Genomic DNA, 17,625 nt, shown 5'->3' on the forward strand with positions numbered 1-17,625 from the left:
TCTTCCTTCTTCCGACGGACATCGGACTTACATCCGTTACATCCCGTACATTGCTCGTTGCCGAACTTCCTTCTTCCTTCTTCATCATTGACACATCGCCAATTTTAGGCGAGCGGAAGATGTACCCGTTCTAGGCGGATTATCAGCCTAAATTTTTTTCTTTTCATTAATTAATGATAGTACATAAAAGTACAAGCGATCGGTCAAAATACTTAATATATTTCCCTGACCGCTGCACCAGTACGGCACTGCAACCCTGCAATTTCTATATTTTGGGGCGTTTCTGTCGATCGGGCGATCGGGCCAAAACTACCGGATGCTACCGGCTATGTGCCAAACAATCTTTGAGTCCATAAATCACCCGCTCTTGTTGATCCCTCGAAAGTTCGGGAAACATCGGCAAAGACAAGACTTCGCGACAAACTTGCTCAGCCACAGGTAAATGACCGACGTGATAGCCCAAAGATTTGTAAACAGGTTGCAGGTGCAAGGGTAACGGATAGTAAACCATCGAACCGATGCCGGATTCCTGCAACCGATCCCGCACCGAGTCCCGGAAATTGCCAGATGAGTTTGGCCTGTCTTCTTGACTTGTCAGCCGAATTGTGTATTGATTCCAAACTCCCTTAGCTGCTGGCAATTCCTTGGGGACAACAACTCCGGGCACGCGGGAAAGAAATTCGTTATAAACGGCTGCTTTTTCGCGCCGCTGGGCATTCCAACTGTCGAGATACCGCAATTTAATGCTGAGAATCACCGCTTGCAGGGCATCTAAACGGCTGTTGTAGCCGATTTCCTCGTAGAAATACCTAGAAGACTGTCCGTGTTCTTTGAGCATTCTCATGGAAGCTGCGAGGGCTGCATCGTTTGTTGTCACCGCGCCGCCGTCACCGCAAGCGCCTAAGTTTTTGGTCGGATAAAAGCTGAAACAGCCGACATGGCCGATGCTGCCGACTTTTTGAGACTGCCACAGGGCCCCGACAGACTGGGCGCAATCTTCAATTACGGCTAAGTTATGCTTGGTGGCAATTTCCATCAACCGAGTCATGTCTGTGGGTTGACCGAAGATGTGCACGGGCATAATTGCCTTGGTTTTTTGGGTAATTGCCGCTTCGAGGAGTTCGACATCCAAATTAAAAGTCTCGCTGTCAATATCGACAAATACCGGAGTTGCACCGACGGCGCTAATTGTCTCAGCCGAAGCAAAAAAAGTAAAAGGAGTGGTAATCACTTCATCGCCTGGGCCAATTTTGAGAGCTCGCAAGGCCAAAATCAGGGCATCCGTGCCCGAGTTGCAGCCGACGCACTCGGAAACGCCGGTGTAGTCGGCGAATTCTCGTTCAAAACTCTTCACGGCGGGGCCGCCTATGTAGCCGCCAGAGGCGAGCACTTTTTGCACCGCAGCGGTTATTTCCTCGCCGATCTGGGCGTACTGCTGGCTTAAGTCGAGGGGGGGAACTTTATTCACTCTTCACACCAAAAATTTCAACCATTATCACAGCAAATTCTTGCAGCAAAACTGTTTTTGAGAAACGTTTCTTCAAATATTTTATAGTTGGAGGGGCAAACAATCACTGGATCGAAAGAGAGCGCCGATGTTAATTCAGCTAGATTTTACTGATTTGGGTTGGGCTTTGGGGATGGTGGCGATCGCGATCGGGCTTTCGGCGTGGCAGGGATTGGGATTGGAGGGGGCGATCGCGATCGCGGCGGGCCGCACCCTGATCCAGCTAATCCTAGTTGGCTACGTGCTGGCCGTCGTATTTGCCCCGGAGGGAAAAAATCCTTGGCTGGTTTTAGCAGTTTTAGCAATCATGCTGACAACAGCTAGCACAGTGGCTAGCAACCGCATCAGCAAAAAAATCAAGCACTTACTACCGTTAGTTTCGGGTTCGATTTTTATCAGTACGGCCTTGACTTTGGGCTATACAAACTTGCTAATTTTGCAACCTGACCCCTGGTACGAACCGCAGTATTTGATTCCCCTAGCGGGGATGATTTTGGGCAATGCGATGAACTCTGGGGCGATCGCCGGCGAAAGACTTGTCAGTACAGTTAACAGCAGCCAGTTAGAAATAGAAACCCATTTAAGTTTAGGTTCCACACCGCAGCAAGCAGTAAAACAGTACCGCAAAGATGCCATCAAAGCGGGATTAATCCCCACATTAAATACAATGACAGTCGTAGGAATTGTGACATTGCCGGGAATGATGACAGGTCAAATGCTCAGCGGTGTCAGCCCTCTTGATGCAGCATCTTACCAAATCTTAATTATGTTTGTGTTAGCGCTGGCAACTTTAATCGCAACTCTATTGTTGACGGAGGGATTGTGCCGCAGTTTTTTTAATCAAGATGCACAGTTGATAAAATGATAATTGGGAATTGGGCGGAGCGAAGCGGAGGGATTGGGAATTGGGCATTGGGAATTGGCCCGCGCAGGGCCCAGCGAAGCGGAGGGATTGGCCCGCGCAGGGCCCAGCGAAGCGGAGGGATTGGCCCGCGCAGGGCCCAGCGAAGCGGAGGGATTGGGCATTGGGAATATAATATGGGTAGGAACTTGCATTTGCCCTTATTTTATTGAACAGGCTGTCCTGCCTGTTCCACAAAGAGTGAGTTTATTTTGTGGGGTGGGCTTCTAGCCTGCCCGGCCATAATTCAGGAGAAATAGCCATGATTCAAATAGCAACTAAAACGCTAACTTTTGAAGAATTTGCGGAATGGAAGCCAGAAAATGCACGTTATGAACTGCACAATGGAGAGATTGTTGAAATGTCACAGCCATTAGGAGAACATGAAGAAGTTATCGGTTTTTTAGCAAAAAAATTGACCGTGGAATTCGATCGCCTAAACCTGCCGTACTTCATCCCCAAACAAGCATTAGTTAAACCACTGGAAAACCAATCAGCTTATTCGCCGGACATTCCGATCTTAAATCGCCCAAATTTAGCATCAGAACCTCTGTGGCAAAAGTTTTCAACTGTGACTCAAGGAGCCTCAATTCCGCTTGTTGTTGAAGTAGTTAGTACCAACTGGCAAGATGACTACATCAAAAAAGTAGGCGAATACGAACTAATCGGGATTCCTGAATACTGGATTGTGGATTATCTCGGTTTGGGCGGCCGCAGGTTTATTGGCAATCCCAAACAACCAACGATATCGGTTTATCGGTTGGTTGACGGCGAGTATGAGGTGAGTTTGTTTCGGGGAAGCGATCGGATTGAGTCTCCAACTTTTCCAGAGTTTAAATTAACGGCACAACAAGTTTTTCAAGCTGGATTGATTGCGGAGTAACTCAGGAATAATCAAATCCAGTCAACAGTCAGCAGCCAACAGTCAACAGTCAACAGTCAACAATTCCCCCTGAGTGCAACCGGAATTGATATAACCCTACAATATGTTCAAATCCGGGCTACTTCGGTTCGTGACTCGCAATCCGCTTGCCTTCGCCATTGTACACCTGCATCGGAATTTTGGCGTTTTCGGCGATCGCCTCCAAAGCTTTTTGCAACGTTTCAACGTGCTTTTCCACAGCTTGACGAGTCTTCAGAGCCTTCTTGTTTTCCGCTTGGATGAAAGTTTGTTGCAGTTTCTGCACGTAATCGGAAGTCATCTGCACCGCAATCAAATCTTTGCTAACAGTATAGTCGCAAATCTTCGGCTTACCTTTGCAAGTTTTATCTAAATCCGCCCGCGCTTTTTGCAGATTCCTTTCTTCCTTCAACTTTACTTCTGCTTGCTCCAATGATTTTGTGTAGGAATCAATCAGCGGTTTGGCTTTCTGGGAATAAGCAGTGGCCGCCGGAACTTGCTCGGCATAACTCAAAGCTCTCCGCCAGTATTCCGATGCCTTAAACCATTCATTTTTGCCCTCAAAAATCATCGCTTCCGCTGCTAAACTCACTGCTTGAGTGTAGCCGTTTTCCGAAATTCCTTCAATATTTTTGCGCTCGCGAGCTTGGGAAAGCTTCGTTTCGTATCTCGGAACTAGCAGTTTACCTTGTTGGTAAGATTGGGTATTGCTGGGAATTTCTGATATTATATCCAGGGCTTTTTCCCAACCAGCTTGTACTTGAATCCAACTTTCGGCTGTCTGAGCTACTGCTTCGCGAGCTTCTGCTATTTGGGCTGTATTTTTGGCTTCGCTCAAGGTTTTTTCGGCTTTTTTTTCTGTTCCTAATTCCTTGTTTCCTGTGGCTAAATTCTTCCGATATTCCTTGGCTTTTTTCTGAGCGTAGGGATAAACAGGGCTGTCTGTGGGGATTTCTCCGAGTTGGGCGATCGCGCTTTGCCACAGAGCTTGCGCTTCCTGCCAATTCTCGGCAGAATAAGGAGGATTTCCGGTTTTCCTGGCTGCTGACTCTGCGAGGCGCGCGCCATCGATCGCAGAGTTTACATTCTGACTTTGCTGGCGGTAGTTTTCCAGGGCGGTTTGAGCTTCGCCGCGATGAATTGACCAAGCTGGAATCGGTTCCAAAAGGGCGATCGCGCCTTTTACCTGTTCCTGCGCTTCTTCGGGGCTGTTAGCAACCTTTGAAGTTTTCAGCGTCCTGATCGAATTGTCGCTCAACTGTTTAGCATTAGCTAGTGCAGGGCATTCTCCAATGACACAGGGGCGGCTCAACAGGTAATAACCCCCAGCCAGAATTATCGCCGCCAAGCTGACGATTCCTGTCGCCGCCAGCACCGCCCACGGTGAATACTTTGGTGTTTGAGAAACTGTTACCGCTTCCATATCTAGCGAATTGAAGGGATTTTCTGCAAAATCTCCCGGAATTGTAGCTACCTTAAAGGCGATCGGCTCGGAATTGTTGGAACTCTCAGACAAATCAGGAAAATCTTCATCATGTCCCTGCTCTTTAATATCTGTTTCTAACAGCATTTCCTCCGCTGCATCCGCCGTCTCTGCCGCATTTGTTGCTAGCACAATCCCCGTTTCTACTGCGGGTATTTCCTCGACTTTCTTTCGCACTTCCACTGTTCTGGGTCTTGACAAAACAGGGTTGTGCATTGTAAAAGAATGGAAAGCATAGGGCTGTTTTTGTCCGGTAATTTTTAGGCAAAGTCCAATCTGTTCAATAGATTCTGGTTCTATTTCTAGAATAGCCGCTTCTAGCACCGTAAAAGTCGGTTTTGCTTTGATAACTACACTTCGCGGGTGTTCTCCGACAACCGTTAAAGAGTCATCTCTAAAATCGCAACTGATATAAAGCGGTAATTTTTTTAATCCGGCTGCTTGTAAGTGCTTCTGCAACTTTACTTCTAGAATTTGTGCCTTGCTTTGTCGTGCTGCTACTGTCATACTTTGTTCCTCTTTCTGCTCTCACCACTTGCGATTTTAGATTTTAGATTCTTCGACTTTGCTCAGAACAAGTTTTAGATTTGAGAGTTAAGATTTTAGATTGCGATTTCGGATTGCGAAATTGCGAAATTGTCGGTAGTTCCGATTTGTTTGAACTTGTACCGACTCCTTCAAATCTCAACTCTCAAATCTCAACTCTCAAATCTTAACTCTTAAGTCTCAAGTTGCAACTCTTTTCCATAGGTTTCGCTGTAATAAACTTGAGTCACATCAAAACGCCCACCGTATTGTTTTAAAGGTTCTGCTGCATAACCAAGCGGTAGCAAACAACAAACATCTACTTGTTCAGGAATTTCAAAAGCTTCTTTCACCTTAGCGCTGACAAAACCTTCCATCGGACAACTGTCTACTCCAAAGCTTTTAGCTGCAATCATTAAGTGAGCTACTGCGAGCATTGTATGTCTGTTTGTCCAAGTTTCTACAGAGTCGAAACAGGGACGGTTCTCGAACAATTGCGGGATTGCTTGGCGCATATAACCGGCTAAATTGTCATTCATTGCGCCTGCGGCTTTGCCCAATTCGATGACGGCTTCAGTGTTTTCGGGCTCGGCGGCGCGCCGATCGCCACAACAGATTAACACGATTGGGGCTTCTACCACTTGGCGCTGGTCGAAGGCGCAAGTTTTTAATTTTTCTTTGCTGGCTTGGTCTTCAAGTACGATAAACCGCCAAGGCTGCAAGTTGTAACCGGAGGGCGATCGCACTCCCAATCGCAAAATCTCTGCCAATATAGCTGGGGGAATCGGATCGGGTTTGAAGCTGCGCGCGGCCCGCCGGCTTTCGATCGCAGTTTTAACATTAATTGAGGGTTGGATTTCAATAGTCATGGATAATTCTAATTGGTAATTGGGCATTGGGCATTGGGCAGTAGTCAGTAGTTAGTAGTCAGTAGTTAGTAGTCAGTAGTTAGTTGTTAGTTGTCATTGGGAATGGGAATGGGAATTAACTAATGACTGTTGACTGTTGGCTGTTGGCTGTTGACTGTTGGCTAATAACAACTAACCAATAACAACTAACAACTGCCAACTAACCAATAACAACTGCCAACTGCCAACTGCCAACTAACAACTAACAACTGCCAACTGCCAACTGCCAACTGACTTACCCCAAACCCAACTCGCGCTTGAGCAAATTAATTGACTTAGAGCCGATGTAATTTTCAGAGCATATCAGTTGCGGGGGACGAATAATATCCTCTCGGGCAGCGTTAATAGCCGCTTTTACTGTAGCAAAGCTCGGTTGGTCGCAGAAAATTGTTCTTGCCGATCGCACGATCGAGTTAATCTTGTAGGCATCCGACAGCAAAGCCGTCATCACCAGCAAATCCTCGCCCCGGATGCTGTGGATGATCACTTCAGTCGATCGCAACATTCCCGGGCTCAAGCTGACTAAACCCAAATAACTGTCTTTCGGCAAACCCGTCACAAGCTGGATTTCCTGGCCGTAGTCGTAGATGTCTACGGGAATGACTCGCACCGAACGGGGTGCTGCGATGGATTCTGCTTGTCCGATAAAATAGCGACTCGTGATTACAGTTCCCGAAGAGATTTGATCGATAAAAGTAGCCAACTCTTCCATCGCCACCAACTGTATAGGAATCCGCAAAGCTTGTTCGAGTTCTTTCGCCATCAGCTCGCCCACGCCGATGTCTTCTGCGGGGGCTGTGACGACGACTCGGGCGCTGCACCTGAGCCGCCAGTCAATTTCGGCCAAAAATAATTCCCTGGCTTGGTTGAGCGTACAGCCCTGTCCCAGCAGTTGATCCATACTTTCTTGCACTATTCGGTTAGCAAGCGGGTATTCATTGAGGATCGGGGATTTGAGTTTACTGCCGCCTTCGTGGCCTTGAGCGCGGACATAAATCCCCGATCCGGCTTGGGCCTCTACAAGTCCGGTATTTTCGAGCTGTCGGTAAACTTTGCTGATGGTGTTGCGGTGCAAACCAGTCTGCATGGCTAGTTGTCTGGTGCTCGGCAAGCGGTGTCCGGGCGGAAACTGGCGCGAGGCGATCGCAAACCTGATTTGATTGAATAGTTGAGTGGATGCAGGGATCTCGCTATCTGTTTGAATATGAAATTGAACCATATTAAAGGCTCCGAGGACTTCAACTTAATATTTTTATAACGTCGAGTACCGCGCTTGGGATTGCTTGGATCTCTCTGCGTGTGTATAGCATAATCTGATTTGTTGACAACTGTTGCTGTTGTTTTGCTTGGCAGGCGATCGGGCCTAATGTTTCAGGTACTTTCAAATCTTAGCCGTAGGGTGCGTCAGGCAAGATAATTCTCAATTCTCACCGAAAATTTTAGAACTGACACACCATTTATTCATTAGTTGGTACGTCACAATAAGATTGTGAATTTGTCGCACAAATTTTACACTTCTGATGCACCCTACTTCACTATCCGTTACATCCGTTAAAAAATCCGTTACCGAACTTTCCTCTTCTACATTTAATCTCCGACTATTTCCATCTCCCTTGATGCTTTCCTGCCCGTCAGGAAATAAGTCTGCATTTTTCCTTTACCTTTAATCTCGATCTCACCCCGGTCTTCAAATTCATATTTATCATGCAGCAAGTTATAAGTATAGTGGCTGACTTGAATGCGGCCCGGTATTCCGTGAGATTCCATGCGGCTGGCTGTATTTACCGCATTTCCCCACAAATCGTAAATGAATTTTTTAGTGCCGATTACCCCCGCCACCACCGGGCCGCTATTAATCCCGATGCGGATCGCAAAATTCGCCTCTAGCTTCACATTTAATTCCTGAATTACTACTAGCATATCCATTGCCATTTCGGCGATCGCCTCAGCGTTATCTGGGCGTTCAATCGGAATACCGCCCGCTACCATATAAGCATCCCCAATCGTCTTGATTTTTTCTAACCCGTGCTTATCAGTCAGTTTGTCAAAAGTCGAAAAAATTTCATTCAGCAAATATACTAATTGAGTGGCGGGCATCGTGGTAGAAATTTGGGTAAAATTCACCAAATCAGCAAAAAGAATAGTGGCTTTTTCAAACTTGTCTGCAATTAGCCCCGGTTCGTGCCTCAACCTGTTGGCGATCGGTTCTGGTAAAATATTTAGCAGTAAACTTTCAGTTTTTTTCTGTTCTTTTCTGAGTGCAGATTCCATCTCCTTGCGCTTGGTGATGTCGTGAAAAAATACAGAAATGCCGTCATGACTGGGAAAAGCCCGGACTTCCAACCACAGTTTTAAGGGACGATAATATTTCTCAAAATTCACTCCCACTTGTTTGGCTACAGCTTCATGACACTCTTCATAAAATACCGAATTTACTAACTCGGGAAACTCTTCCCAAAAAATTTTACCAAAAAGTTCTTCCGGCGAGCGGTGCAAAAATTGCGATGCTTTGTAATTGACGTAAGTAAATCGCCACTGGGGGTCGAGAGCAAAAAAAGCATCGCTCATTTCTTCTAAAAAATTGACAATTTGCTCGTCACTTGAACGGAGTTTTCCTTCAACTTGTTTCTGCCGAAACTGTGCGCGCTTTAATTTAGTCAGATTAATTCGCAACTCCATTTGGCTAATAATTTGCTTTCCTAAAGTCCGCAGCGCTTCTAGCTGTTCTGGTGTCAGATTGCGAGGAACTGTATCTATCGCGCACAAAGTGCCGATCGGGAAACCGTCAGCAGTTACTAGCGGGGCTCCAGCATAAAATCGAATATTGGGATTGGAAGTTACCAGCGGATTGCCGGCAAAGCGATCGTCTTCTAGAGCATTGGGTATAACTAGCAATTCGTTGGGATTTAAAATAGCGTGGGCGCAAAAAGCTAACTCTCTCGGAGTTTCTGGCGCGTCCAAACCGACTTTTGACTTAAACCACTGTCGGTTAGAATCTATTAAGCTGACTAAAGCAATAGGAGTACCGCAAATATAGGAGGCTAAAGCTGTTAGGTCATCAAAAGCTGCTTCGGCATCTGTGTCGAGAATGTTGTAGCGGTAAAGTGCTTCTAGCCTCTCTTCTTCGTTGCTGGGCAAAGGTGCAACTTGCATCGGCGGCGGCGAGGATATACGGTTACGAAAAATCCGCCCAAGTCTCCGCGATGCAAATTTTTGGACTTGCGCTGCTAGTTTTTCAACTAACATCAAAATACCTGTTTGCCAAGCTTTGTTCATCTTACTTTATTTTTTTCTAGCCTGTTGGAACTGTGGACGATCGCCCGCTTTGCGATCTATCCCTACATACTTACCGCAACTAACTCCTCAATTTCCTGAGCTTTCGCTGGCAATTTCCCTGTTAATACTTCTCTACCCTCTTCGGTAACAAGTATATCATCTTCAATGCGTATGCCCCGGACGTCCGCGAATTTTTCCAACTCGTCCCAATTTACAAATTCTTTATATTTGGCGCGATTTTCAGAGTTATTCAAAATTGCCGGCACTTGATAAAAACCAGGTTCGATCGATACCAGCATTCCCGGACGCAAAACTCGATTCAGCCGCAAAAAACCCAACCCAAACCGACTGCTTCTCGTTCTTCCGGCTGCATAGCCAGCCAAATCGCCCAAATCTTCCATATCGTGAACATCCAAACCGATTAAATGCCCGATGCCGTGCACAAAAAACAGCGCGTGAGCATCCATTTCTACCAAATCTTCAACATTCCCCCGCAAAATACCCAAATCAACCAATCCTGCCGCCATAATTCGAGCAGCTAACAGGTGAATATCTTGATATTCCACCCCAGGAATAATTTTGTCAATACAAGCATCGTGCGCTGCCAAAACTACATCATAAATCGCTCTTTGAGTCGGCGAAAACTTGCCCGAAACAGGCCAAGTGCGAGTCACATCTGCCGCCCATCCCATTGACGATTCGGCACCGACATCTGCTAACAGCAAATCTCCTGTTTGTAGCGGATTGTGATAGTGTTCGCTGTGCAGAACTTCGCCCTGTACCGTGACGATACTGGGATAGGCATAGGTCATGTTTTCCGAGATAATGACACTTTCCATTGCAGCGCGAATCCCGGCTTCAATTCGAGCATTTCCTGTGGCCGCCATGCCCGCTTTGTGCGCTGCTACGGTGACAGCGGCAGCTTGACGCAATTCGACCAAACTGGCTGCATCGTGGCTCAGGCGCAGCGATACGATCGCCTGAGTTAATTCTAGATCGATGCCGGTTGGCGATTTGGACGGTGCAAGGGGGCGATCGAGAATTTGTGACTGTTGCAACAGAGTCAAGCTATCCTGAAGGGCGATCGTGGCGGCATTTGTGGAACGCGCTTTTAATTCAGTCATGGGGAAAGCAGCATCAGCCCCAATTAATTCAGCAATTTCTGCACGTTTCGGCATTTCTCCATGCCAAAGAGTGCTGCTAGGATCTGCGTCATCTAAGAACAATTCTAATTTACCCGATTCTAAGCGAATGGCAGCATTTTCTAACTGCAAACCTGCAAAATATAGAAAGTGACTGCTGGCGCGAAAAGGAAAAGTCAGCGCCGGATAATTGCGAGGAATGCTGCGCCCAGACCAAAGAATTACCGGAAAATCAATTAAATTGGCAAGTTTTTGCCGCCGTTGGTGTAAAATATCTTTTAACATATCATCAGTCTTGGTAATGGTCATGGCTAACAGCAGATTATTGTGATTTTTTTTGGTAGTAAGGACTTCAGTCCTTTAATTATCGGTCTTAAAATAAATAAAGTCTTGACTTCAAACTTAGCAGTCATTTGGAAAAAAGTCTAATCTTTATATTATTTCTTGCTATCATCTTGTGCGTAGTGTTTTCGATCGCATTTGCGATCGCCACAGACGGAAATTTGTTGAGCACAAATCTTGCCAGACAGCAAGGCAACAAAGGCTGAAAGTGTTGCGCGGCAAGTAATTAACATTCCCTGTAGCAACAGGGCGATCGACCAAATTAGTCGATCGGGTTTTTGTAGATGTTGTAACAAGAGCGATCGCATCTATTGACGGCTTGATATTTTCGACTTTAAAGTATAAGTAAATTCCCTGAAAATAAGATGAAAATTCCTCACAAAGCTCCTAAAAATTCCGTACAACTACGGGATTGGCCGATCGAACACTTGCCGGGATTGAGCAATGAAAACCAGTCTCAACTAGAACAATGCGGCATCACCACAACCGCGCAATTAATTCGGATGACGAAAACACCGGCTGCGAAAGCATTATTAGCACATCAATTACACATTAACATTCTATCAGTTAATAAATGGGTAGCGATGGCAGAGCTGGCTCGGATTCCCAGTGTCGGCTGTCAGTATTGCGGGCTGTTGCTGCACGCCGGCGTAGCTTCTGCCGCTCAATTAGCTCAAATGCCCGTGGAGAGGTTGCACCAACAAATCCTGAGACTGCACGTAGCGACAATGCAGCGCAATGATTTGACTCCTTCGGTCGATCGCGTGCAACAATGGATTCAACAAGCTAGATTAGTCAAGAGTCATTAGTCAGTTGGCAGTTGTTAGTTGGCAGTTGTTAGTATTATAGAAACTCCCAAGACGTTTAAGACGTTCTTAATTACTAAAAAATAAGCTGTTATATTGCTTCCCTGCTAGATCACCAAAGCCTTCTGACTTCTTCGATCCGTTAAATCCGTTAAATCCGTTAAATCCGTTAAATCCGTTACATAATCCGCTGCCAATCTTCCTTCTTCCTTCTTCCCTCTTCCTTCTTCCTTCCCCTATATGTCAATTCAAGTTTACGGAATCCCCAACTGCGGAACCTGCAAAAAAGCTATGCAGTGGCTCAAAGATTACAGCATTACTTACGAGTTCATTAACACAAAAGAAAATCCGCCAACTCGCGAAACAATCGAAAACTGGGTCAAAGCTTTGGGTTTTCAACCAATGCGAAATACTTCTGGTCAATCTTACCGCGCGTTGGGCGACGAGAGGCAAGACTGGACGAGTGAAGAGTGGGTGGAGGCTTTTGCTAAGGATGCGATGCTGCTGAAACGTCCGCTTTTTGTCAAAGATGGAACTGCTGTTTTAGTAGGTTTCAAAGCAGATGCGATTCGAGAAAAACTTGGGCTTTAAATTAGCTGAGTTTAGCGGTTTTTGCGCCGCATAACCTTAATTTCTCCCAGGTCGTCCGTGAAATCCCAGCGCTCGTAAAATGGTATCATTTTCTGCAAACAATTAAGCGAAAAACTCTCCACGGCTTGCAATTCGGGATGATTGAAAACTGCATCCATCAATACCGCGCCCAGTCCTATTTTTATGTGTGTCGGCTTGACAATCACATCAAAAATCATCGCCCTGTAGACAAAATCGGTGATGACGCGGGTAATGCCAATTAGCCGTAGCTTGCGGGGCGGGACGCCATCGCCCTCATCGACCAAACCAATAATAACATCAGTAGCGGCCAGCATTTTTACCACATCCTCCCGCCTCCGCTTGTCGCACCAAAACTCGTTTTTGTACAAATCCATCAAGTCAGAAACCTGACTTTCCGTCAAAGTCTCGACTATGCGGTAGTTATCCATTTTTTACCTCAAAAAAATCAGAGGACTAAATTCCTCACCACAACCAAATTATTATTGTTTTAGTGTTACCAAGCTGGATATTGCATCACCCAATAGTCTGAATTTCATTCCTGTACTTCTGTTTCCTCCTTCTTGAATATAACCAGTTCATAAATATCACTCACCAACATTTGCACGCCCACCGAAGTGAAAGAAACTGTTGCAGATTCTCCCTCATATTCCTGAAACAACCATTGATTTGATTCATTCCTAATATATTGTTGTACTAAAAACTCTTGTTGGCTGACTAATACGTACTCGCGAAATTCAGGGATTGAGCGATAAAACCGAAACTTATCCTCTCGATCAAAATCCTTGGTAGACTTAGAAAGCACTTCCACAATCAAGACTGGATTAAGTATCTCATCACTGCGCCCTTCCGTAAAAACGGGTTCTCCTTCAATCACCATCACATCCGGGTAAGTTCCCCGTCGGTGTCGAGGAATCCATAACCGCAAATCGCTCATAAATGGTCTTGCATTCTTTCCCCGCAAAGCAGATTTCAAGAAGGCATAAATATTACCTATTATCTGGCTGTGATTAATTGTGCCACCTGCCATCTCTAAAATTTCTCCATCGCGATATTCATTTCTAAACTCAGTAGTTTCTTCTAACTGCCGGTACTCATCGGGAGTATAAAACTTTGACTTGGTTTTTACTAACATTTTTACACCTCCACTATATTTTATCCGCGTTAATCTGTGTTAATCTGCTTCAATCTGCGGTTAAAAATCATGACTAATAGTATATCACAATCATCGGCGATTTGAATTTGATTACAGAAGACCGGGCGGTTGAAACCGCGTCTATACAAACTCTCACCTGCCTCCGCAGGTTGAAAATATAAAAAAGCGCCTAATCTTTGACAATTAGGCGCTTTCCAATCTTTCAAATCCCACTAAAATCAATCGTTGCGAGACAAAAGATTCGATTCGAGTTTCGCAGCATAAGTCGGTACAACCTGACTAATTGCCGATTGCAACATGGGAGTTTTTGTGACAGAATCGTTTGCTAAGTTAAACAAAGGATTAGACAAAATTCCAGCCAATGTTGTCGCAACCAAGGTAAGTACGACGCTGACTTGCAAAGGCCGCATTCCCTGAAGGTTCCAGCGAACTTCGGGATAGTTTTTCACTGCGTCCGACATCTCTTGAGGTTCTTTTACTACCATCATTTTGACGACGCGGATGTAGTAGTAAATCGAAATTACGCTGGTAATTAATCCCAGGATAACTAAGCCGTAAAGTCCAGCTTGCCAGCCTGCCCAGAACAGATAGATTTTGCCGAAGAATCCTGCTAGGGGGGGAATTCCGCCGAGAGAAAGCAGGCAAATACTTAGGGCTAAAGTTAGCAGCGGGTCTTTTTGGTACAAGCCGGAGTATTCGCTGATTTGGTCGGTTCCTGTCCGCAGGGAGAAGAGGATGATGCAGGCGAATGCGCCTAGGTTCATAAACAGGTAAACCAACAGATAAAATATCATGCTGGAGTAACCGGCTTCTGTTCCTGCAATTAAACCCAGCATCACAAAACCGGCTTGGGCGATCGACGAATAAGCCAAAAGCCGCTTCATGCTAGTCTGGGCGAGGGCAACTACATTACCCAACACCATGCTGAGTATGGCTAAGGCTGTGAATATGAATTGCCACTGCGGCGTAAGTGCGGGGAAAGCTGTTGTTAACAAGCGGATTGCTAGGGCAAAACCGGCGGCTTTGGAACCGACAGAAAGGAAGGCGACAACTGGTGTGGGCGAACCTTCGTAAACGTCGGGAGTCCATTGGTGGAAGGGAACTGCGGAGATTTTGAAGGCGATGCCGGCGATCGCAAAAACCAAAGCAATTACCAAACCGAGAGATTGACCGTCATTAACAGTAGAAAGATTGGCTGCGATCGCATTTAGCGTAGTTTGGCCGCCAGACAACCCGTACAGCAGCGAAATACCGTAGAGAAACACCGCCGAAGAAGATGCACCAATTAACAAATATTTCAAAGCAGCTTCATTGGAACGCGGGTCGCGTTTTGTGTAACCCGTCAACAAATAAGACGAGATACTCAGAGTTTCCAACGAAATAAAAATCATCACCAATTCATTAGCGCCGGAAAGGAACATTCCTCCCAAAGTAGCGCTGAGCAAAATGCAGATAAATTCCGCTAAAGCAGTACCAGTTTGCAGTACGTAGCGGACGGATATCAAAATAGTGACAGCCGTCGTCAAAGCGATAATTCCGCGAAATACCAAACTCAAGGCATCGCTGTTAAAACCGCCCAGAAACGAGATGGTATTAACGTTGTCCCACTGCAAACACAAAGCAGCAACGGCGGCTAGCAAACCCGCAACGGCCACGTAGGGAGTCCAACTAGAGGAACTGCGGCCTACGATTAAATCGCCTACGAGAACCACCAGGAGGGTGACGATGATAATTCCCTCCGGCAAGATAGTTCCAGCATTTAGCTGGGCGGCAAGAGTAGCAAAATCCATATTTTCACGCAGGTTGGTTAGTACAAGCCGAAATGGCTGTAAAGGGCAGCGAATTCGTAAAAATTCTTTACCAAACACCGATTGTAGCGGATTACAGCTTTGCCAGCCTAGTTGGGCGGGTGTTTGTTGCTGTTGAGTCGGCGGGGAGTCTGCCGCAAAAGCGATCGCACTGCGGAAAAATCGCCATTGCGGCCGATCGGGCAAATTTTTTTTCCTTCACCCCTTGACACCGAGGCAACGTAAGGCGTTTAGGATTGATTGATTGGCGATCGACTCTGAACAGAAAGGACGAAAGGTATGCAACCTGCAACGGGCTGAGTGTCGCTTTGTCAGGGGTAACGGAGGGCGATCGCCAAGGCTGCTGATGCCGCTAGCGCTGCTGCCGATCGAATGTGATTCCAGATTGTCCAGTTAACAAGGTAGCTGGTCCACAGCCTCGCGCCCTCAGCGCTGCCTGGATCGACTTTTGCCAGCGCATCGTTCAGCGGTACATTACAGGCGATCGTCACTCCCACCGTACCGACGAGATACAACAAGCTACCGATCAGCAAATAGATAGCACCTGTTTGAGGCCATTTGAATGAGGAGAAAGCCAGAAAAATGCAAGCCGCAGCCGTTCCAAAAAGCGCCGTCATAAACAATGGATTGATGACTGCAATATTGATCGATTGCATGGCCGCAATCCCCTGCGCCGGCGGGAGTCGGCCAAGGGCGTTCATCACGAAGGTTGAGAAGGCGAAAAAGACTCCGGCTATCAGGCCACAGCCCAGTACCGCGAAAAGTTTCAATATCAAAAGCGACTGGTGAGGAATTGTCATAAAGCCTCTTTTCTGGTGCGATGCTTCTGTACCGGAGCAGGTTATTGAGCTAACTGTCTTTACTGCGGTGCGATCGCCCTTTGATTCTCCCAATCTGCTCGGCTGAGGCGATAAACAAAGCAGTCATCGTTGCCAAACCGTCGCGGTTCCACAAATTGGAAACCAAAACGTTGGTAGAAACGGTGGGCGCGGGTATTGTTGGCAAGCGGATCGATCAGTACAGCCGTCACGGCAGAGTCGGCGAAACATCGAGCAAGTGCAAGCTGCATCATTTGTGTTCCGTAGCCTTTGCTCAATTCTTTCTCCTCTCCGATCCAGATATCAATGGCGCGGAGATTCGCAGCAACATCATCACCCCAATAGTGACTCTCCTCAAGTGCCGGATCGATAATTTGGATAAATCCGATCGGGCGATTGTCGATTTGAGCAATCAATTGTTCTCTCCAGTCGGGAGTGCGATCGAGTTCTATCTCCCAGTGCCAGTCATCGTTCGGATCTGAGACAATTATGTGAGGTTGCTCGTCCCAGCGTCGCAATAAATTTAAATCTGCAGGGGTAGCGGGGCGTAAATTTATCATGGCTTGTTTGCATCTAAAACTTGTTGCAGCTTTGCTGTCGCGCACAAACGATCGCCTTTTTGGCAGACATCTGCAGTTTTGCGAAAGAGGCGATCGCTAAATCACGGAAACCACTGGATAATTATAACTCTCTTTCACCACTAAGCCATCCTTCCAATAGCCGATCGAGAGCTGGTTGCTCTTCGTGTCAATTATTTGACCGTCTATTTTAATCGTGAAATCATTATACCAATTTGCGATCACTACAAAATCATAATCTTTTTCGGCGGCCACAGCAATGTCTTGACTAATTAATTTTGATTCTCTAAATTCCACCAACATCTCATTAAAAAAATATTCTCTACCTTGACGGCACGCTTCTTTACCCTCGGTAACAGTTCCGTCACCTTCAATCATCACAATATCTTCGGAGTAATATTTATCTAAAACTGCGGATGTTTGAAAACTAGCGACCAAGTTATTGATATCTGCTAGCTTGAGCTGTAGTTCTTCTAATGTCATAAAAAATTACTTCACGCGATCGATAAATTGGGAGCATCTGAGTTTGGATTTCACTCTCGTTAAGAGTCGGAGAGTTCGTTAGATATGACTGCAGGCACTCAATCGCTTTCCTCGGAATGAAAATATCTGCGTTGCATCTGTGTGTATGTGCCTCACATCTGCGGTTGAATTATCAATCGAAAATTTACGCAAATTTGTAAGGCGTTGCCAAAATCGTATCAAAAATTAGTCCCACAATATTTGATGTTAGCTGGCGATCGCCAATCGGTCAAATAGTCGATCGCGCTTCTAGTCTTTTTGCAGGGAAACCATCAAATCTATCCCAATCTAAAATCTAAAACTTAAAATCTAAAATTGAGGAACCATCCGCCCGCATCCAACA

At 46.1% G+C, this 17,625-nt stretch carries 18 protein-coding genes; 5 read left to right on the plus strand and 13 right to left on the minus strand.

Annotated elements, in window-relative coordinates; genetic code table 11:
* Positions 1–319 precede the first annotated feature (319 nt).
* Positions 320–1,468, minus strand: coding sequence for a DegT/DnrJ/EryC1/StrS family aminotransferase (locus QUB13_RS22550; protein ID WP_333385023.1), 1,149 nt, complete (start codon positions 1,466–1,468; stop codon positions 320–322).
* A gap of 127 nt (positions 1,469–1,595) precedes the next feature.
* Between QUB13_RS22550 and QUB13_RS22555 the strand changes: the two genes are divergently transcribed.
* The 3 genes from QUB13_RS22555 to QUB13_RS22565 are packed head-to-tail and all read left to right on the plus strand — an operon-like array spanning position 1,596 to position 3,291.
* Entirely contained in the window at positions 1,596–2,372 is a 777-nt protein-coding gene (locus tag QUB13_RS22555) for an ABC transporter permease (protein WP_333385026.1), read from the plus strand.
* Positions 2,373–2,375: 3 nt separating this feature from the next.
* Positions 2,376–2,639, plus strand: a complete 264-nt coding sequence (locus QUB13_RS22560) for a hypothetical protein (RefSeq protein WP_333385029.1) — start codon at positions 2,376–2,378, stop codon at positions 2,637–2,639.
* A 31-nt stretch (positions 2,640–2,670) separates the two neighbouring features.
* Positions 2,671–3,291, plus strand: coding sequence for a Uma2 family endonuclease (locus QUB13_RS22565; RefSeq protein ID WP_333385032.1), 621 nt, complete (start codon positions 2,671–2,673; stop codon positions 3,289–3,291).
* Between the two features lie 118 nt (positions 3,292–3,409).
* On the opposite strand, the gene QUB13_RS22570 is transcribed toward QUB13_RS22565, so the two are convergent.
* From QUB13_RS22570 to QUB13_RS22595, 6 genes are all read right to left on the minus strand, one after another.
* Positions 3,410–5,299 (minus strand): hypothetical protein, encoded by a 1,890-nt coding sequence (locus QUB13_RS22570; RefSeq protein ID WP_333385036.1) that lies wholly within the window; start codon positions 5,297–5,299, stop codon positions 3,410–3,412.
* A 212-nt stretch (positions 5,300–5,511) separates the two neighbouring features.
* A complete protein-coding gene (locus tag QUB13_RS22575; protein ID WP_333385039.1) occupies positions 5,512–6,186 on the minus strand; it encodes a nitroreductase family protein in 675 nt (224 codons plus the stop codon).
* Between the two features lie 274 nt (positions 6,187–6,460).
* Entirely contained in the window at positions 6,461–7,444 is a 984-nt protein-coding gene (locus QUB13_RS22580; RefSeq protein WP_333092546.1) for a GntR family transcriptional regulator, read from the minus strand.
* A 368-nt stretch (positions 7,445–7,812) separates the two neighbouring features.
* Positions 7,813–9,378 (minus strand): adenylate/guanylate cyclase domain-containing protein, encoded by a 1,566-nt coding sequence (locus QUB13_RS22585; protein WP_442922196.1) that lies wholly within the window; start codon positions 9,376–9,378, stop codon positions 7,813–7,815.
* 185 nt (positions 9,379–9,563) lie between these two features.
* Positions 9,564–10,952, minus strand: coding sequence for an aminopeptidase P family protein (locus tag QUB13_RS22590; protein ID WP_333385045.1), 1,389 nt, complete (start codon positions 10,950–10,952; stop codon positions 9,564–9,566).
* 128 nt (positions 10,953–11,080) lie between these two features.
* Entirely contained in the window at positions 11,081–11,293 is a 213-nt protein-coding gene (locus QUB13_RS22595; protein WP_333385048.1) for a hypothetical protein, read from the minus strand.
* 57 nt (positions 11,294–11,350) lie between these two features.
* On the opposite strand from QUB13_RS22595, the gene QUB13_RS22600 reads away from it, so the two are divergent.
* Together QUB13_RS22600 and QUB13_RS22605 are read left to right on the plus strand one after the other, a co-directional pair.
* Positions 11,351–11,794: a DUF4332 domain-containing protein gene (locus tag QUB13_RS22600; RefSeq protein WP_333385051.1), complete on the plus strand. Its 444-nt coding sequence runs from the start codon at positions 11,351–11,353 to the stop codon at positions 11,792–11,794.
* Between the two features lie 237 nt (positions 11,795–12,031).
* Entirely contained in the window at positions 12,032–12,382 is a 351-nt protein-coding gene (locus QUB13_RS22605; RefSeq protein WP_333385053.1) for a Spx/MgsR family RNA polymerase-binding regulatory protein, read from the plus strand.
* Positions 12,383–12,393: 11 nt separating this feature from the next.
* On the opposite strand, the gene QUB13_RS22610 is transcribed toward QUB13_RS22605, so the two are convergent.
* The 6 genes from QUB13_RS22610 to QUB13_RS22635 form a co-directional block, all read right to left on the minus strand.
* Entirely contained in the window at positions 12,394–12,831 is a 438-nt protein-coding gene (locus QUB13_RS22610; RefSeq protein WP_333385055.1) for a GNAT family N-acetyltransferase, read from the minus strand.
* A 104-nt stretch (positions 12,832–12,935) separates the two neighbouring features.
* On the minus strand, positions 12,936–13,535 hold the full coding sequence (locus tag QUB13_RS22615; protein WP_333385058.1) for a Uma2 family endonuclease: 600 nt from the start codon (positions 13,533–13,535) through the stop codon (positions 12,936–12,938).
* A 239-nt stretch (positions 13,536–13,774) separates the two neighbouring features.
* Positions 13,775–15,346 carry an NAD(P)H-quinone oxidoreductase subunit N gene (locus QUB13_RS22620; protein WP_333385160.1) on the minus strand — a complete coding sequence of 524 codons (1,572 nt, stop codon included), beginning with the start codon at positions 15,344–15,346 and terminating at the stop codon, positions 13,775–13,777.
* 329 nt (positions 15,347–15,675) lie between these two features.
* Entirely contained in the window at positions 15,676–16,020 is a 345-nt protein-coding gene (locus tag QUB13_RS22625; protein ID WP_333385061.1) for an anthrone oxygenase family protein, read from the minus strand.
* A 203-nt stretch (positions 16,021–16,223) separates the two neighbouring features.
* Entirely contained in the window at positions 16,224–16,742 is a 519-nt protein-coding gene (locus tag QUB13_RS22630) for a GNAT family N-acetyltransferase (RefSeq protein WP_333385064.1), read from the minus strand.
* A 96-nt stretch (positions 16,743–16,838) separates the two neighbouring features.
* Entirely contained in the window at positions 16,839–17,243 is a 405-nt protein-coding gene (locus tag QUB13_RS22635) for a hypothetical protein (protein ID WP_333385067.1), read from the minus strand.
* Positions 17,244–17,625 lie beyond the last annotated feature (382 nt).

The sequence above is a fragment of the Microcoleus sp. B4-D4 genome, from assembly GCF_036705185.1.
Lineage (GTDB): Bacteria > Cyanobacteriota > Cyanobacteriia > Cyanobacteriales > Microcoleaceae > Microcoleus.

Coding starts and splice junctions, on each gene's coding strand:
- QUB13_RS22625 (WP_333385061.1), bottom strand. CDS start 16,020: ATGCAATCGATCAATATTGCAGTCATCAATCCATTGTTTATGACGGCG.
- QUB13_RS22580 (WP_333092546.1), bottom strand. CDS start 7,444: ATGGTTCAATTTCATATTCAAACAGATAGCGAGATCCCTGCATCCACT.
- QUB13_RS22600 (WP_333385051.1), top strand. CDS start 11,351: ATGAAAATTCCTCACAAAGCTCCTAAAAATTCCGTACAACTACGGGAT.
- QUB13_RS22630 (WP_333385064.1), bottom strand. CDS start 16,742: ATGATAAATTTACGCCCCGCTACCCCTGCAGATTTAAATTTATTGCGA.
- QUB13_RS22585 (WP_442922196.1), bottom strand. CDS start 9,378: ATGCAAGTTGCACCTTTGCCCAGCAACGAAGAAGAGAGGCTAGAAGCA.
- QUB13_RS22635 (WP_333385067.1), bottom strand. CDS start 17,243: ATGACATTAGAAGAACTACAGCTCAAGCTAGCAGATATCAATAACTTG.
- QUB13_RS22605 (WP_333385053.1), top strand. CDS start 12,032: ATGTCAATTCAAGTTTACGGAATCCCCAACTGCGGAACCTGCAAAAAA.
- QUB13_RS22575 (WP_333385039.1), bottom strand. CDS start 6,186: ATGACTATTGAAATCCAACCCTCAATTAATGTTAAAACTGCGATCGAA.
- QUB13_RS22595 (WP_333385048.1), bottom strand. CDS start 11,293: ATGCGATCGCTCTTGTTACAACATCTACAAAAACCCGATCGACTAATT.
- QUB13_RS22610 (WP_333385055.1), bottom strand. CDS start 12,831: ATGGATAACTACCGCATAGTCGAGACTTTGACGGAAAGTCAGGTTTCT.
- QUB13_RS22615 (WP_333385058.1), bottom strand. CDS start 13,535: ATGTTAGTAAAAACCAAGTCAAAGTTTTATACTCCCGATGAGTACCGG.
- QUB13_RS22565 (WP_333385032.1), top strand. CDS start 2,671: ATGATTCAAATAGCAACTAAAACGCTAACTTTTGAAGAATTTGCGGAA.
- QUB13_RS22555 (WP_333385026.1), top strand. CDS start 1,596: ATGTTAATTCAGCTAGATTTTACTGATTTGGGTTGGGCTTTGGGGATG.
- QUB13_RS22620 (WP_333385160.1), bottom strand. CDS start 15,346: ATGGATTTTGCTACTCTTGCCGCCCAGCTAAATGCTGGAACTATCTTG.
- QUB13_RS22590 (WP_333385045.1), bottom strand. CDS start 10,952: ATGACCATTACCAAGACTGATGATATGTTAAAAGATATTTTACACCAA.
- QUB13_RS22570 (WP_333385036.1), bottom strand. CDS start 5,299: ATGACAGTAGCAGCACGACAAAGCAAGGCACAAATTCTAGAAGTAAAG.